The sequence below is a fragment of the Streptomyces sp. NPDC015242 genome (assembly GCF_043079125.1).
Taxonomy (GTDB): Bacteria; Actinomycetota; Actinomycetes; order Streptomycetales; family Streptomycetaceae; genus Streptomyces.
In genome coordinates, this window is sequence record NZ_JBIBUF010000008.1 from 324077 (window position 1) to 339505 (window position 15429).

Annotated in this window: 14 protein-coding genes; 2 read left to right on the top strand and 12 right to left on the bottom strand. The window is 73.2% G+C overall.

All coding sequences use genetic code 11. The features are described 5' to 3' along the window. Window positions 1–56: 56 nt before the first annotated feature. Window positions 57–461: a RidA family protein gene (locus ACF07N_RS26990; RefSeq protein ID WP_383329541.1), complete on the bottom strand. Its 405-nt coding sequence runs from the start codon at window positions 459–461 to the stop codon at window positions 57–59. Between the two features lie 293 nt (window positions 462–754). On the opposite strand from ACF07N_RS26990, the gene ACF07N_RS26995 reads away from it, so the two are divergent. After that, a complete protein-coding gene (locus tag ACF07N_RS26995) occupies window positions 755–1261 on the top strand; it encodes a diadenosine tetraphosphate hydrolase (protein ID WP_392117630.1) in 507 nt (168 codons plus the stop codon). Between the two features lie 18 nt (window positions 1262–1279). Here ACF07N_RS26995 and ACF07N_RS27000 read toward each other — a convergent pair whose 3' ends face one another. Then, entirely contained in the window at window positions 1280–2380 is a 1101-nt protein-coding gene (locus ACF07N_RS27000; RefSeq protein ID WP_383329538.1) for a citrate synthase 2, read from the bottom strand. A gap of 285 nt (window positions 2381–2665) precedes the next feature. On the opposite strand from ACF07N_RS27000, the gene pdxH reads away from it, so the two are divergent. Continuing rightward, window positions 2666–3334 (top strand): pyridoxamine 5'-phosphate oxidase, encoded by a 669-nt coding sequence (gene pdxH, locus ACF07N_RS27005; RefSeq protein WP_383329535.1) that lies wholly within the window; start codon window positions 2666–2668, stop codon window positions 3332–3334. A 12-nt stretch (window positions 3335–3346) separates the two neighbouring features. On the opposite strand, the gene ACF07N_RS27010 is transcribed toward pdxH, so the two are convergent. The 10 genes from ACF07N_RS27010 to serC all read right to left on the bottom strand — a co-directional run bounded on the left by ACF07N_RS27010 (window position 3347) and on the right by serC (window position 15410). After that, entirely contained in the window at window positions 3347–3928 is a 582-nt protein-coding gene (locus ACF07N_RS27010) for a hypothetical protein (RefSeq protein ID WP_392117634.1), read from the bottom strand. Window positions 3929–3962: 34 nt separating this feature from the next. After that, window positions 3963–4574 carry a TetR/AcrR family transcriptional regulator gene (locus tag ACF07N_RS27015; RefSeq protein WP_392117637.1) on the bottom strand — a complete coding sequence of 204 codons (612 nt, stop codon included), beginning with the start codon at window positions 4572–4574 and terminating at the stop codon, window positions 3963–3965. Continuing rightward, a complete protein-coding gene (locus tag ACF07N_RS27020) occupies window positions 4562–5296 on the bottom strand; it encodes an enoyl-CoA hydratase family protein (RefSeq protein WP_383329528.1) in 735 nt (244 codons plus the stop codon). Before ACF07N_RS27020 ends, ACF07N_RS27015 begins: the two co-directional genes overlap by 13 nt. After that, window positions 5293–6861 (bottom strand): 4-coumarate--CoA ligase family protein, encoded by a 1569-nt coding sequence (locus tag ACF07N_RS27025; protein WP_392117640.1) that lies wholly within the window; start codon window positions 6859–6861, stop codon window positions 5293–5295. The genes ACF07N_RS27020 and ACF07N_RS27025 overlap by 4 nt, the downstream gene beginning before the upstream one ends. A 38-nt stretch (window positions 6862–6899) precedes the next feature. Next, on the bottom strand, window positions 6900–8036 hold the full coding sequence (locus tag ACF07N_RS27030; protein WP_392117643.1) for an acyl-CoA dehydrogenase family protein: 1137 nt from the start codon (window positions 8034–8036) through the stop codon (window positions 6900–6902). Window positions 8037–8079: 43 nt separating this feature from the next. Next, window positions 8080–9930 (bottom strand): biotin carboxylase N-terminal domain-containing protein, encoded by a 1851-nt coding sequence (locus tag ACF07N_RS27035; RefSeq protein WP_392117646.1) that lies wholly within the window; start codon window positions 9928–9930, stop codon window positions 8080–8082. Window positions 9931–9940: 10 nt separating this feature from the next. Next, window positions 9941–11539 carry an acyl-CoA carboxylase subunit beta gene (locus tag ACF07N_RS27040; protein WP_392117649.1) on the bottom strand — a complete coding sequence of 533 codons (1599 nt, stop codon included), beginning with the start codon at window positions 11537–11539 and terminating at the stop codon, window positions 9941–9943. Continuing rightward, complete coding sequence (locus ACF07N_RS27045; RefSeq protein ID WP_392117652.1) at window positions 11536–13239, bottom strand: acyclic terpene utilization AtuA family protein; 1704 nt, start codon at window positions 13237–13239, stop codon at window positions 11536–11538. The genes ACF07N_RS27040 and ACF07N_RS27045 overlap by 4 nt, the downstream gene beginning before the upstream one ends. Further along, window positions 13236–14030 carry a TIGR03084 family metal-binding protein gene (locus ACF07N_RS27050; protein ID WP_392117655.1) on the bottom strand — a complete coding sequence of 265 codons (795 nt, stop codon included), beginning with the start codon at window positions 14028–14030 and terminating at the stop codon, window positions 13236–13238. The genes ACF07N_RS27045 and ACF07N_RS27050 overlap by 4 nt, the downstream gene beginning before the upstream one ends. Before the next feature lie 261 nt (window positions 14031–14291). Then, complete coding sequence (gene serC / locus ACF07N_RS27055; protein ID WP_392117658.1) at window positions 14292–15410, bottom strand: phosphoserine transaminase; 1119 nt, start codon at window positions 15408–15410, stop codon at window positions 14292–14294. Between the last annotated feature and the right edge of the window lie 19 nt (window positions 15411–15429).

Consider the following 15429-nt stretch of genomic DNA (forward strand, 5'->3'; position numbering starts at 1 on the left):
CGCACACCGAGTTCCCACAACATTGAAGGAATCGTTGTACGCGGGCAATCACCACGTCAACGGCCCGTGACACCTCCGCTGCCCCGGCGCGCGTCCACCTCGATCTCGATCTTCATACGGGGGTCCGCCAGACCGCACACCATCATCGTCGCGGCCGGGCGCACCTCGCCGAAGCACGCGCGCAGCACCGGCCAGCACGGTGCGAAGTCCTCCCGGTCGGGCAGCAGGTACCGCACGCGCACGACGTCCGCGAAGGAGCAGCCGGCCTTCGCGAGCGCGTCCCCGATGTTGCGCAGGCACTGCTCGGCCTGCTCCACCACGTCCTCGGAGATCGTCATCGTCGCGTAGTCGAAGCCGGTCGTGCCGGACACGTGCACCCGGTCCCCGTCCACCACGGCCCGGGCGTACCCGATCCGCTCCTCGAACACCGAACCGCTGAGAATCGCCTGCCGTCGCGTCATGGAGTCAAGGTCTCAGAAAAACGGTTGATCCGAGGGCGGGCCGTTTCCTAGGGTTCCAGGTACACGAGAGAGGAGGTGGTTCGGCAGATGTATGGAAACCGGACGCGTGAGGTGGCTGCGGGCTAGCGGCCCGTCACCACACTTGTGCGGTGCCGAGCCAGCGCGTGAGCGACACGTGCAGCCGGCCCAATCTCAAGCAGTCACCCGACCCGCGAGTCGCCGGTACGTCCGGCCGGCTCCTCCCCTGGAGGACCCAGACTCGCGGGTCGCCTGCGTTCTCGGGGAGGGCGATCGTGCCGGAAGCGTGGCAGCGCGACCGGGTGGGCAGTGCCCTGCGCGGTGAGAACCCGACCGTCGTACGGAGACTGGACGGCGGGTTCGCGGCGATCGGCGACGTGCAGTTCCTGCCCGGCTACTCGGTGCTGCTCACCGACGACCCGGCGGCCCAGCGGCTGTCCGAGCTGCCGCGGGAGAGACGGCTGGCCTTCCTGGACGGCATGGACCGGCTCGGGGAAGCGGTCGAGCGGGCCTGTCGCCGGATGGAGCCGGGGTTCCGGCGGGTCAATCTGGAGATCCTCGGGAACACCGACGGGTTCCTGCACGCGCACGTGTGGCCGCGCTACGACTGGGAGCACCCGGAGCACGTACGGCGGCCCGTGTGGCTCTATCCGCGGGGGATGTGGACCGAGGAGCGGTACGCCCTCGGGGCGCGGCACACCCCGCTGCGGGAGGCGATCGGGGAGGAGCTGGACCGGCTCGCGGCCCCGGGCCGGGCCACGGCCCCACCCGGGGGCGGGTAGGGCCGTGGGTGGGGCGGGTCAGTGGGCGATGTCGTCGTAGCCCTCGATCTCGTGGGGGTTGCGGCTGCCCGGGCCGACGTAGCGGGCCGAGGGGCGGACCAGGCGGCCCGTGCGCTTCTGCTCCAGGATGTGGGCGGACCAGCCGGCCGTGCGGGCGCAGGTGAACATGGACGTGAACATGTGCGCCGGGACCTCGGCGAAGTCCAGGACGATGGCCGCCCAGAACTCCACGTTGGTGGCGAGGACGCGGTCGGGGCGGCGGGCGTGCAGCTCCGCAAGGGCCGCCTTCTCCAGGGCCTCGGCGACCTCGAAGCGCGGGGCGCCCAGTTCGCGGGCGGTGCGGCGCAGGACGCGGGCGCGGGGGTCCTCGGCGCGGTAGACGCGGTGCCCGAAGCCCATGAGGCGCTCGCCCTTGTCGAGGGTCTGCTTGACGTAGGCCTCGGCGTCGCCGGTGCGCTCGATCTCCTCGATCATGTGCAGGACCCGGGACGGGGCGCCGCCGTGCAGCGGGCCCGACATGGCCCCCACGGCGCCGGACAGCGCGGCCGCGACGTCCGCGCCGGTCGAGGCGATGACCCGGGCGGTGAACGTGGAGGCGTTCATGCCGTGCTCGGCGGCGCTCGTCCAGTAGGCGTCCACCGCCGCCACGTGCTTGGGGTCGGGCTCGCCCCGCCAGCGGATCATGAAGCGCTCGACGACCGAGTTCGCCTTGTCGATCTCGCGCTGCGGCACCATGGGCAGGCCCTGGCCGCGGGCCGACTGGGCCACGTACGACAACGCCATGACGGCCGCCCGGGCCAGGTCCTCGCGGGCCTGCTCGGCATCGATGTCCAGCAGCGGCTTCAGGCCCCAGACCGGCGCGAGCATGGCCAGCGCGGACTGGACGTCCACGCGGATGTCACCGGAGTGGACGGGGATGGGGAACGGCTCGGCGGCGGGCAGACCCGGATTGAAGGCGCCGTCGACGAGCAGGCCCCAGACGTTGCCGAAGGAGACGTGGCCGACGAGGTCCTCGATGTCGACGCCCCGGTACCGGAGTGCGCCGCCCTCCTTATCGGGTTCGGCGATCTCCGTCTCGAACGCGACGACTCCTTCGAGCCCGGGTACGAAGTCGGACATCAGGCGGCTCCTCGTGATGTAAGCGACAGATGGTGTGATGTGGGGTGGGACGTACGAACCATGTGTCAGTCAGCTGGCGAAGCGGGCGGCCGTCCAGTGGATCCACGGTCGTCTGCGGCGACTCGCGGTCCTGGCCGGTTGCCCCTGTGATGCCCCGAACGGTCGGCGGTCACCCAACCGGAACGGCACGGAAACGATATCTCCGAGTGCCAGGCTTGAGGAGGGTTCGCGGCACTCAGTGCCAGGCAGTGACGAAGGACACCGTCCGTACGGCAAGATGACCGGGTGACCGACCGCGACGACGTCCCCTTCGACCTGGCCTCGATGCGCAAGCAGTACCGGGCGGAAGGCCTCTCCGAGACCGAGCTGGCCGCCACCCCCGTCGAGCAGTTCGCGCGCTGGTTCAAGCAGGCCGCGACGGACGGCGGGCTGTTCGAGCCGAACGCCATGATCGTCTCGACGGCCGACGCCGAGGGCCGGCCCAGCTCCCGCACGGTGCTGCTGAAGCACTTCGACGAGCAGGGCTTCGTCTTCTACACGAACTACGACTCCCGCAAGGCCCGCGACCTGGCGGAGAACCCGTACGTCTCGCTGCTGTTCCCCTGGCACCCGATGGCCCGCCAGGTCATCGTCTCGGGTGTCGCGCGGCGCACCGGCCGGGACGAGACGGCCGCGTACTTCCGCACCCGCCCGCACGGCTCCCAGCTCGGGGCGTGGGCCAGTGCCCAGTCCTCGGTGGTGCCCACCCGGGCCGACATCGACGGCGCGTACGCCGAACTGGCCGCCCGCTACCCGGAGGGCGAGCAGGTGCCGGTGCCGCCGCACTGGGGCGGGTTCCGGGTGGCGCCGCAGACGGTGGAGTTCTGGCAGGGCCGCGAGAACCGCCTGCACGACCGCCTGCGGTACGTGGAACAGCCGGACGGCAGCTGGCGGGTGGAGCGACTCAGTCCGTGACGGGGCCGGGCCTCAGATCTTTCCCTGGACGAACGCCGTGCGGTGCCCGTCGAGCAGCTCGCTCACGCGGCCGCGGAACTCCGGTGTGAGCTCGGGCCAGTTCCAGAACTCGAACCCGAGGTGCGCGAAGGCGAAGTAGTCGTCGGTCCAGGCCCAGTCGCGCAGGGGGACCCGGCGGGCGCAGGCCGGGCAGCGGACCTGGGCCGCACCGGTGGCGGACCAGGTGCTGATGGCGTCCCCGAAGGGCGCCCAGGCCTCATCGATCGTCGCCCACTCGTCGTCGACCAGGCGGGTCGTGACCGAGCAGCGCGGGCATGTCGCCGCCTCCATGCCTCCTGGCCAGCCGTGGAAGACGGTGCGCCCGGTGTGCACGGCGAGGCCGTCCCACAGCTCGTCGTCCGCGTCGGCCTCGGCGACCGCGCGCTCCCACCGCGGGCCCGGCGGGTGCCCCAGGGGCAGGCTCAGGACGCAGTCCGTGCGTTCGGGCAGCACGACGCCCTCGGCCACGAGCCACTGCACGACTCTGCGCGCGAGCGGCTCCGCTTCCGCCGCGTCCGCGTCGAGGTCGACGATCGTCTGGTAGTGATCACCCATGCCGGAACCGTAGTGCCCGGCACTGACACCGCCCTCAGCCCAGCGTCTCGTCCAGCAGCCCCGCCCACTGGGCCACCACCCGTTCGCGGCGGGCCGCGTCGTCCGTGAGGAGGTTGGCCAGGCCCAGGCCGCGGGCCATGTCGAGCAGGCCCTGGACCGTCTCGCGGACGCCGGGGACGGATTCGTCGGCGGCGAGGAGGTCGACCGCGATGCGGTGGGTCTCGCGGCCGACGCGGGATTCGAGCTCGGTGACGCGGGGGCGGAGCTGTTCCTCGTTGGAGGCGGCGACCCAGAGGTGGAGGGCGGCGCGGAACAGCGGGCCCGTGTAGAGGTCGACCAGGGCTGCGACGACGGCGTGGCGGTCCCCGTGCGCGCCCTCGGGGAAGAGGGCGCGCAGCGCGGTGGAGCGTTCCTCGGCGACGTACTCGACGGCCGCCGTGAAGAGGTCCTCGCGGGTCGGGAAGTGGTGCTGGGCGGCGCCGCGGGAGACGCCGGCCCGCTCGGCGACGACGGAGACGGTGGAGCCCGCCCAGCCGTGTTCGGCGAGGCAGGCCACGGCGGCTTCCAGGAGCCGCTGCCGGGTGGCCCGGCTGCGGTCCTGCTTGGGGACTCTCTCCGCACGGTCGACCGTGCTCACACCACCCATGCCGGATCCCGTCGTTCGAGGAAGGCCGTCATCCCCTCGCGTGCCTGCGGGGAGGCGAACAGCCGGGCCGAGAGCGCGGTCAGGTCGGCCGCGTCCCGGTCGAAGGCTTCCAGCACCCTAGCCGTGAGCAGCCGTTTCGTCTCGGCCAGGGCGTCGGGGGCGGCTCGGCGCAGACCGTCGAGGATCGGGGCCAGGGCCGTGTCGACGTCCTCGGCGTACGCGGTGAGCAGGCCCGTCGCGGTGGCCTCGGCCGCGTCGAAGCGTTCGCCGGTGAGGTAGTGGCGGGACAGGGCGCGCGGGTTCGCGCGGGACAGCAGCGGCAGCGAGATGACCGCGGGGGCGACGCCGATGCGGACCTCCGTGAAGGCGAAGGTGGCCGCGGTGGAGGCGACCGCGATGTCACAGGCGGCCAGCAGGCCGAGGCCGCCCGCGCGGACGTGGCCGGTGACCCGGGCGACGACCGGTTTGGGCAGCTCGACGATCAGGCGGAGCAGGGCGACCAGCGCCTCGGGGGCGGGCGGGTCCTTGAGGTCGGCGCCGGCGCTGAAGGTGGTGCCGGTGTGGGTGAGGACGACCGCGCGGACGCCGGTGTCCTGACCGGCGTCCGTGAGCGCCTCGGTCAGTTCGCCGACCAGGGCCGCCGAGAGGGCGTTGCGGCGCTGCGGCGCGTCGAGGGCCAGGGTGTCGACGGCACGCGCGCGGGTGCGGGCGATCAGGGTCATGCGCTCTCCCGGAGCTGTCGGCGGAGGATCTTGCCGGAGGCCGCCCGGGGGACGCCGTCGATGAAGGTGACCCGGCGTATCCGCTTGTAGGGGGCCACGCGCTCGGCGACGTACATCATGATCTCCCCGGCGGTGAGCCCGGCGGCGGCCGGCTGGCGGACCACATGGGCGTGCGGGACCTCGTTGCCGTCGTCGTCGTAGGTGCCGATGACGGCGGCGTCGGCGATGCCCGGGTGGGTGAGCAGGAGCGCCTCCAGTTCGGCCGGGGCGACCTGGAAGCCCTTGTACTTGATCAGTTCCTTCACCCGGTCGACGACGAACAGCCAGCCGTCCTCGTCCACGTGCCCGACGTCCCCCGTGTGCAGCCAGCCGTCGCCGTCGATCATCGCGGCGGTGGCGTCGGGGCGGCCCAGGTAGCCCTTCATGACCTGGGGGCCGCGGATGAGGATCTCGCCGGACTCGCCGGCGGGCAGGTCCCGGGTGGGGTCGTCGAGGGAGACGATGCGCATCTCGGTGCCCGCGATGAGCTTGCCGACGGTGCCGGGCGGCGCGTCGCGCATGGCGTCCAGCGGGACGACGTGGGTGCCGGGCGACAGTTCCGTCATGCCGTAGGCCTGCCCGACGGGCGGCAGGCCGAGGCGTGCGGAGCAGGCGGCGGCGAGGCGGGCGTCCAGGGGCGCGGCGGCGCTGACGATGTACCGCAGGGACGACAGGTCGTACCGGGCGACGACCGGGTGCTTGGCGAGGGCCAGGACGATGGGCGGGGCGACGTACAGCGCGGTGATGCGGTGGTCCCGGATCGCCGCGAGGAACTGCTCCAGGTCGAAGCGGGGCAGCACGACGACCGTGGCGCCCTGCCGCAGGGGCGCGTTCATCAGGGCCGTGAGGCCGTAGATGTGGAAGAAGGGCAGCACCGCCAGGACGCGGTCGCCGGGGCCCGCAGGGATCGCCGGGGCCAGCTGGGCGAGGTTGGTGGCGATCTGCCGGTGGGTGAGCATCACCCCCTTGGGCGTGCCGGTGGTGCCGGAGGAGTACGGCAGGGCGGCGACGTCCTCGGCGGGGTCGATCGGGACCCGGGGCTCCGGGGCGGTGGTGGCCAGCATGTCGATCAGGGAGCGGTGGCCGGTCGCGCTGTCGCAGACGAGGATCTCCCGTACGCCGCCCGCCAGTTCGGCGGCCCGGCGGGCGACGTCCAGCAGGGGTGAGACGGTGACGATCCAGCGGGCCGCGCAGTCGGTGAGCTGCTTGGCGAACTCCTGGGCGGTGGCGAGCGGGTGCACGGTGGTGACGGTGGCACCCGCGCGCGTGGCGGCGTAGAACGCGGTAGGGAAGGCGACGGTGTTGGGGCTGTGCAGGGCGAGGACGTCGCCCTTGCGGACACCGGCCTCGGCGAGGCCGGCGGCGACGCGCCGGTGGAACCGGTCGACCTGCTCGTACGTGAGGGTGGTGCCGTCGGTGCCGTCGATCAGGGCCGGGGCGTCGCCGAACTCGGCGGCCCGGGCCAGGACGGCGTCGTGGATGGGGAGGTCGACGGGCGGGACGTCTGCGTACTCGCTGCGGAACATGGCGGGTTCCTCCTCGCGGCGCGGGAAGCCTCAGGTTCTCAGTACGACTTGGGCAGGCCCAGGCTCTGGTGGGAGACGTAGTTGAGGATCATCTCCCGGCTGACCGGGGCGATACGGGCCACGCGCGCGGCCGTGATCATCCGGGCCAGGCCGTACTCGCGGGTGAGGCCGTTGCCGCCGAGGGTGTGCACCGCCTGGTCGACGGCCTTCACGCAGGCCTCCCCGGCCGCGTACTTGGCCATGTTGGCGGCCTCCCCGGCGCCCGTGTCGTCGCCGGCGTCGTAGAGCGCGGCGGCCTTCTGCATCATCAGGCGGGCCAGTTCGAGGTCGATGTGCGCCTGGGCGAGGGGGTGGGCGATGGCCTGGTGGGCGCCGATGGGGGCGTTCCAGACGGTGCGGTCGCGGGCGTACGCGACGGCCTTGGCGAGGGCGTGGCGGCCCATGCCGATCGCGAAGGCGGCCGTCATGATCCGCTCGGGGTTGAGTCCGGCGAACAGCTGGAGCAGGCCCGCGTCCTCGTCGCCGACGAGCGCGTCGGCGGGCAGGCGCACGTCGTCCAGGACGAGCTCGAACTGCTTCTCCGCCGCCTGGAGTTCCATGTCGATGGGGCGGCGGGTGAAGCCGGGGGTGTCGCGCGGGACGATGAACAGGCAGGGCTTGAGGCGGCCGGTGCGGGCATCCTCGGTGCGGCCGACGATCAGGGTGGCGTCCGCGATGTCGACGCCGGAGATGAACACCTTGCGGCCGGTGAGGATCCAGCCTCCGGTGTCCTGGTCGCGGCGGGCCGTGGTGGTGATGCGGTGGCTGTTGGAACCGGCGTCGGGTTCGGTGATGCCGAAGGCCATCCGGCGGGTGCCGTCGGACAGGCCGGGCAGCCAGGTCTCCTTCTGGGCGTCGGTGCCGAAGCGGGCGATGACCGTGCCGCAGATGGCCGGTGAGACCACCAGCATGAGCAGCGGGCAGCCGGCGGCGCCGAGTTCCTCCAGGACGATGGAGAGTTCGGCGATGCCGCCGCCCCCACCGCCGTGTGCCTCCGGCAGGTTGACGCCCAGGTAGCCGAGTTTGCCCGCCTCGGACCAGAGGTGATCGGGGTCGGCGCCCAGGCCGTGGCGTTTGCCGAGGGCGGCGACGGCCGAGCGGAGGGCCTTGTGCTCGTCGGCTTCGATCATGGGCATGTGACTCCTTCGTCGTGGCTGGGCGCGCAGTTCCCCGCGCCCCTTACGGGGCTTCCTCCACCACGGCCAGCAACGCGCCGGGCTCGACCTGCTGACCGGGTGCGACCGGCAAGGAGGTCAGGGTCCCTGTCACCGGCGCGGTGATCTTGTGCTGCATCTTCATCGCCTCCAGCCACAGCAGGGGCTCGCCGGCCTTCACCGGGGTTCCCGCCGTGAGGCCGTCGGCGACGCGGACGACCGTGCCGGGCATGGGGGCCAGGAGGGAGCCGGGGGCGTGTTGCGCGGTGGGGTCGGGGAAGCGGGGCAGGGCGGTCAGGGCGGTGGTGTTGACGTGGACCCGGTCGCCGTGGCGGGCGACCTCGAACCGGCGCCGGACGCCGTCCACTTCGAGGATCACCAGAGACGCCCCGGCGTGCACCACGCGCACCCCGTCCGCCTCCAGGCCCTGCCGGGTGCACCGGTAGCGGGCCTCGTGCTCCTCCCCCGCCATCAGGTAGCGCTTGGTCTGCGGCTGCGAGGGGACGTTGCGCCAGCCTCCGAAGCCGGGGCGGGCCCGGGCGCTCGCGTCGGCGAGGGCGGCGGCCAGGGGGGCGTGCGGGTCGGGGGCCGGTTCGGCCAGGTCCGCGAGGTGGCGGTCGTAGAAGCCGGTGTCCATGCGGGCGGCGGTGAACTCGGGGTGGCGCAGGGAGCGGACCAGCAGGTCGCGGTTGGTGACGGGGCCGTGGAGCGCGGCCCGTTCCAGGGCGGCGGCCAGCTTGCGCAGGGCCTCCGCGCGGGTGGGCGCGTGCGCCACGACCTTGGCGATCATCGGGTCGTAGTGGACGCCGATGGTGTCGCCGTCGGTGTAGCCGGTGTCCAGGCGGACCGGGCCGGGGACCGCGAGGCGGTGCAGGGTGCCGGTCTGCGGGGCCCAGTCGCGGGCGGGGTCCTCCGCGTACAGGCGGGCCTCGACGGCGTGGCCCCGTGCGCGGGGCGGCTCGGGGGCGAGGGGGTGGCCCTCGGCGACGCGGATCTGCTCCGCGACCAGGTCGACGCCGAACACGGCCTCGGTCACCGGGTGTTCCACCTGGAGGCGGGTGTTCATCTCCAGGAAGTGCGCCGTGCCGCCGGCGACGAGGAACTCGACCGTGCCCGCGCCGACGTAGTCGACGGCCCGGGCGGCCCGTACCGCCAGGGCGTGCAGTTCCTCCTCCAGTCCGCCGGGCAGACCGGGGGCCGGTGCCTCCTCGATCACCTTCTGGTGGCGGCGCTGCAGGGAGCAGTCGCGGGTGCCGAGCGCCCAGACCGTGCCGTGGGTGTCGGCGAGGATCTGCACCTCGACGTGCCGGCCGCGCTCCACGTACGGCTCGACGAAGACCTCAACGTCGCCGAAGGCGCTCGCCGCTTCCGCGCGGGCGGCGGCCAGTTCGGCGTCCAGGTCCGCCAGGCGCCGCACGACGCGCATGCCCCGGCCGCCGCCGCCCGCCGCGGCCTTCACCAGCACGGGCAGGTCGGCCTCGGTGACCTCGGTGAGCGGCTCGATGCCCAGGAGCTGCTTGGCGCGGGTCTTGGACGCCATCGCCTCGATGGCCTCCGGCGGCGGTCCTATCCAGGTCAGGCCCGCGTCCAGGACGGCCCGGGCGAAGTCGGCGTTCTCGGAGAGGAAGCCGTACCCGGGGTGCACGGCGTCCGCGCCGGCCGCGACGGCGGCCTTCACGATCAGGTCGCCGCGCAGGTAGGTGTCGGCGGGCGCCTCCCCCGGGAGGCGGACGCTCGCGTCGGCCACGCGCGCGTGGAGGGCGTGCGCGTCGGCGTCCGAGTGGACGGCGACCGTGCGGATGCCCAGCTCGTGGCAGGTGCGGAAGACACGGCAGGCGATCTCGCCCCGGTTGGCGACCAGCACAGAAGTGATCACTGAGGGTTCCTCACATCCGGAAGACGCCGAAGCCGCCGCGGGCGCCCTCGTAGGGGGCGGTGTGGATCGCGGACAGGCACAGGCCGAGGACGGTGCGGGTGTCGCGCGGGTCGATGACGCCGTCGTCGTAGAGCCGCCCGGACAGGAACATCGGCAGCGACTCGGACTCGATCTGCTGCTCGACCATGGCACGCAGCGCGGCGTCGGCCTCGTCGTCGTACGGCTGTCCCTTGGCCGCGGCGGACTGGCGGGCGACGATCGACAGCACGCCGGCGAGCTGCTGCGGGCCCATGACGGCCGACTTGGCGCTGGGCCAGGCGAACAGGAAGCGGGGGTCGTAGGCGCGGCCGCACATGCCGTAGTGGCCGGCGCCGTAGGAGGCGCCCATCAGGACCGACAGGTGGGGGACCTTCGAGTTGCTGACGGCGTTGATCATCATCGCGCCGTGCTTGATGATGCCGCCCTGCTCGTACTCCCTGCCGACCATGTAGCCGGTGGTGTTGTGCAGGAAGAGCAGCGGGATGTCGCGCTGGTTGGCGAGCTGGATGAACTGGGCGGCCTTCTGGGACTCCTCGCTGAACAGCACCCCCTGGGCGTTGGCGAGGATGCCGACCGGGTAGCCGTGCAGGGTGGCCCAGCCGGTGGCCAGGCTGGTGCCGTACAGCGGCTTGAACTCGTCGAAGTCGGAGGCGTCGACGACGCGGGCGATGACCTCGCGCGGGTCGAAGGGGCTCTTGAGATCGCCCGGGACGATGCCGAGGAGCTCCTCGGCGTCGTACTTGGGCGGCTCGGCCGGGCCCGGATCGCCGTACGCCTTGCGGTGGTTGAGGCGGGCGACCACGCGGCGGGCCTGCCGAAGGGCGTCGTGCTCGTCGGCGGCGAAGTAGTCCGCGAGGCCCGAGGTCCGCGCGTGCATCTCGGCGCCGCCCAGGGACTCGTCGTCGCTCTCCTCGCCGGTCGCCATCTTCACCAGCGGCGGGCCGCCCAGGAACACCTTCGCGCGCTCCTTGACCATGATCACGTGGTCGGACATGCCGGGGATGTAGGCGCCCCCGGCGGTGGAGTTGCCGAAGACGACCGCGACGGTCGGGATGCCGGCGGCCGACAGCCGGGTGAGATCCCGGAAGATGGCCCCTCCCGGGATGAAGATCTCCTTCTGGGAGGGCAGGTCGGCGCCGCCGGACTCCACCAGGCTGATGCAGGGCAGCCGGTTGGCGAGCGCGATGTCGTTGGCGCGCAGGGCCTTCTTCAGGGACCAGGGGTTGCTCGCCCCGCCGCGTACGGTCGGGTCGTTGGCGGTGATCAGGCACTCGACGCCCTCGACGACGCCGATGCCGGTGACCAGGGACGCGCCGACGGTGTAGTCGCTGCCCCAGGCGGCCAGCGGGGACAGCTCCAGGAAGGGCGTGTCGGGGTCGAGGAGCAGCTCGACGCGCTCGCGGGCGAGGAGTTTGCCGCGCCCGCGGTGCCGTGCGACGTACTTCTCGCCGCCGCCCGCGAGGGCCTTGGCGTGCTCGGCGTCGAGGGCGGCGAGCTTGTCGAGCATCGCCTCGCGGCTGGCCCGGAAGTCGGGGCCCGCGGTGTCGAGCGCGGAGGTCAGGACGGTCACAGCAGGGCCTCCGGTATCTCCAGGTGGCGGGAGCGCAGCCATTCGCCGAGCGCCTTGGCCTGCGGGTCGAAGCGGTGCTGGGCGGCGACGCCCCGGCCGAGGATCCCCTCGACGACGAAGTTCAGGGCACGCAGGTGGGGCAGCACGTGCCGGGTCACCTTCAGCGGGCGGCTCTCGGGGATCAGCTCCCGGAACCGCTCGACGGTCAGCTCGTGCGCGAGCCACCGCCAGGCGTCGTCGGTGCGGGTCCAGACGCCGACGTTGGCGTTGCCGCCCTTGTCGCCGCTGCGGGCCCCCGCGACCAGGCCGAGCGGGGCCCTGCGGCACGGCCCGGCCGGCGGCGGCTCCGGCAGCGGTGGCTCCGGGACGTCGTCGAGCACGCGGGTGTCCTGGGGCGGGGGCACCGTGACCCGGCGTCCGTCGGGGAGGACGGCCACATGGTCGACCACACCATGGGGGACATACACATCCTCGAACACCCCATAGGGCGCGCCCTTCCCGGGTGGCGCCAGCACATGGAAGCCGGGGTAGCTGGCCAGCGCCAATTCCACGGCGGCCCCGCTCAGCGCCCGCCCCACGGCCTGCTGCTCCGCGTCCCGCACGACCAGCCGCAGCAGCGCGCTCGCGCACTCCTCGGTGTCGGCGTCGGGCCGGTCGGTTCGGGCCAGCTCCCAGCGGACGTCCGCCACGTCCCGCAGCGCGGGCTCCATCTGGTCGCGCACCAGGGCGGCCTTGGCCTCGATGTCGAGGCCGGTGAGCACGAAGACGACCTCGTTGCGGAAGCCACCGAGCTTGTTCAGCCCGACCTTGAGGGCCGGCGGGGGCGCCTCCCCGCGCACGCCCTCGATCCGCACCCGGTCCGGCCCGTCCTGGCCGAGCCGTACGGTGTCGAGCCGGGCCGTGACGTCGGGCCCGGCGTACCGGGCGCCGGCCGTCTCGTACAGCAGCTGGGCGGTGACCGTGCCGACGTCGACGAAACCGCCGGTGCCGGGGTGCTTGGTGATCACGCAGCCGCCGTCGTCGTGCAGTTCGGCGAGCGGGAAGCCGGGGCGGCGCACGTCGCCGTCGCGGAAGAAGGCGTAGTTGCCGCCGGTGGCCTGCGCCCCGCACTCCAGGACGTGCCCGGCGACGACGGCCCCCGCGAGCCGGTCGTGATCCGCCGGAGTCCAGCCGAAGTGGGCGGCGGCGGGCCCGGTGACCAGGGCCGCGTCGGTCACCCGCCCGGTCACCACGAGGTCGGCGCCCGCGCGCAGACAGGCCGCGATGCCGAAGCCGCCGAGGTAGGCGTGGGCGGCGAGGCTGCCCGGGTGCGCGGCGGTGAGGTCGTCGCCCTCCACATGGGCCACGCGCACGGGGATGCCGAGCCGGCCGGCCAACGCCCGTACGGCGTCGGCGAGTCCGGCCGGGTTGAGGCCTCCCGCGTTGGTGACGATCTTCACGCCCCGCTCGTGCGCGAGTCCGAGGCACTCCTCCAGCTGCCGCAGGAAGGTGCGGGCGTATCCGGCGCCCGGGTCCTTGAGCCGGTCCCGGCCGAGGATGAGCATGGTCAGCTCGGCGAGGTAGTCGCCGGTGAGGACGTCGAGTTCGCCGCCGGTGAGCATCTCGCGCAGGGCGTCGAAGCGGTCGCCGTAGAAGCCGGAGGCGTTGCCGACGCGCAGGGGCTCCGGGCTCGTCCGGCGACCGGGGGGAGCGGCGGTCACGAGGCGGTTCCCTTCGGCCGGCGCCCGCTGCCCGGTGGTCCCGCGAAGGCCTGCGCGAGGTCCAGCCAGCGGTCGGCGCCGGGGCCCTCGGCGCGCAGGGCCAGGTCACCGCGGTGGGCGCGCTGGGTGACCAGGAGGCAGAAGTCGAGGGCGGGGCCGGTGACCCGCTGCGGGGCGTCGTCGGGGCCGTACGTCCACAGGGCGCCGGAGGGTGCCCGGAGTTCGATGCGGAAGGGGTCGCCGGGCGGTGTCAGCCCGTGCACGCCGAAGGCGAAGTCCCGGGTGCGGACCCCGAGCCAGGCCACATGCCGCAGCCGGTCGGTGGGTGGGCGCACCACACCCAGGGCGTCGGCGACGTCCTGTCCGTGAGCCCAGGTCTCCATGAGCCGGGCCGTGGCCATGGAGGCGGCCGACATGGGCGGCCCGTACCAGGGGAAACGCGCCTTCGGTGGAGCGGCGCGCAGGGCCTCCTCCAGCGCGATGCGGCCCTCCCGCCAGCGGGCGAGCAGCGTGCCGGGCGGGAGCACAGCGCCCTCCTCGGCGCCCTCGTCGACGAAGGAGCCCGGCGCCGCGAGAGCCTTCTCGACCAGGGCGTGGAAGGCACCGGCGTCCGTGACCGCGAGCAGGGCGGAGCGGTCGGTCCAGGCCAGGTGGGCGATCTGGTGGGCCACGGTCCAGCCGGGCGCGGGTGTCGCGAGCGCCCAGTGCCGCGCGTCCGGCCCGGCCACGAGCCGGTCGAGTTCCTCGCTCTCCTCGCGCAGGTCGTCGAGCACGGACGTCGGATCGGACACGGGACGCTCCCCTCGGGACACGGCGGTGTGCGGGGTGGTGCGGCGTGCTGAGGAGCATGGCAGCGGCGCCGGAAACAATCAAGCGTGCTTGCATGAAAATGTGCGGGAGGGCGACGGCGGCGCCCGGGCGGGGCGTGACCGGATCAGCCGCACGGCGCGGGCGGCGGGGCGCGCCCGCCCGCGTACGACGGAGGGCGCCCCGCGTACGACGAAGGGCGCCCCGCGTGTGCGGGGCGCCCTCCGGTCAGGTGCGGGAGACGGTCAGAGCTTCTCGATCACGTAGTCGACGCACTTGGTGAGCGCCTCGACGTCCGCCGGGTCGATCGCCGGGAACATCGCGACACGCAGCTGGTTGCGGCCGAGCTTGCGGTAGGGCTCGGTGTCGACGATGCCGTTGGCGCGCAGCACCTTCGCGACGGCGGCGGCGTCGACCTCGTCCGTGAAGTCGATCGTGCCGATGACCTGCGAGCGCTTGGCCGGGTCGGTGACGAACGGGTTCGCGAACTTGACGTCCTCGGCCCAGCCGTACAGCGTCCGCGCGGAGGTGGCCGTGCGGCGCACCGACCAGTCCAGGCCGCCCTGGCCGTTGATCCACTCCAGCTGCTGGTTCAGCAGGAAGAGGGTGGCCAGCGCCGGGGTGTTGTACGTCTGGTTCTTGCGGGAGTTGTCGATCGCCGTGGGCAGCGAGAAGAACTCCGGGATGTGGCGGCCGGAGGCGTGGATCCGCTCGGCGCGCTCGATGGCGGCCGGGGAGAACACGCCGATCCACAGGCCGCCGTCGGAGGCGAAGGACTTCTGCGGGGCGAAGTAGTAGACGTCCGTCTCGCTGATGTCGACGGGCAGGCCGCCGGCGCCGGAGGTGGCGTCCACCAGCACCAGGGCGCCCTCGTCGGCACCGGCCACGCGCTTGATCGGCATGGCGACACCGGTGGAGGTCTCGTTGTGGGTGAACGCGTAGACGTCCACGCCCTCGGCGGCGACCGGCTCGGGGTGCGTGCCCGGGTCGGCGGAGACGACGTCCGGCTCGGCCAGCCACGGAGCGAGCTTGGCGGCCTTGGCGAACTTGGAGGAGAACTCGCCGAAGCTGAGGTGCTGCGACTTGTTCTCGATCAGGCCGTGCGTCGCGATGTCCCAGAACGCGGTGGAGCCGCCGTTGCCGAGGATCACCTCGTAGCCGTCGGGGAGCTGGAACAGCTCGCTGATGCCCTCGCGGACCTGGCCGACCAGGTTCTTGACGGGAGCCTGGCGGTGAGAGGTGCCCAGCAGGGAGGTGCCGGTCGCGGCGAGGGCGTCCAGCGCCTCCGTCCGCACCTTGGAGGGACCCGCGCCGAAACGTCCGTCCGCGGGCTTGATGTCAGAGGGAATCCGGATCTCAGCCACGGAGGGGAGCGTAGCCGTT

Bases quoted from the DNA above. Each gene is read 5' to 3' on its own strand.
- ACF07N_RS26990 (WP_383329541.1), bottom strand. From the start codon at position 461: ATGACGCGACGGCAGGCGATTCTCAGCGGTTCGGTGTTCGAGGAGCGG.
- ACF07N_RS27000 (WP_383329538.1), bottom strand. From the start codon at position 2,380: ATGTCCGACTTCGTACCCGGGCTCGAAGGAGTCGTCGCGTTCGAGACG.
- ACF07N_RS27010 (WP_392117634.1), bottom strand. From the start codon at position 3,928: ATGGGTGATCACTACCAGACGATCGTCGACCTCGACGCGGACGCGGCG.
- ACF07N_RS27015 (WP_392117637.1), bottom strand. From the start codon at position 4,574: ATGGGTGGTGTGAGCACGGTCGACCGTGCGGAGAGAGTCCCCAAGCAG.
- ACF07N_RS27020 (WP_383329528.1), bottom strand. From the start codon at position 5,296: ATGACCCTGATCGCCCGCACCCGCGCGCGTGCCGTCGACACCCTGGCC.
- ACF07N_RS27025 (WP_392117640.1), bottom strand. From the start codon at position 6,861: ATGTTCCGCAGCGAGTACGCAGACGTCCCGCCCGTCGACCTCCCCATC.
- ACF07N_RS27030 (WP_392117643.1), bottom strand. From the start codon at position 8,036: ATGCCCATGATCGAAGCCGACGAGCACAAGGCCCTCCGCTCGGCCGTC.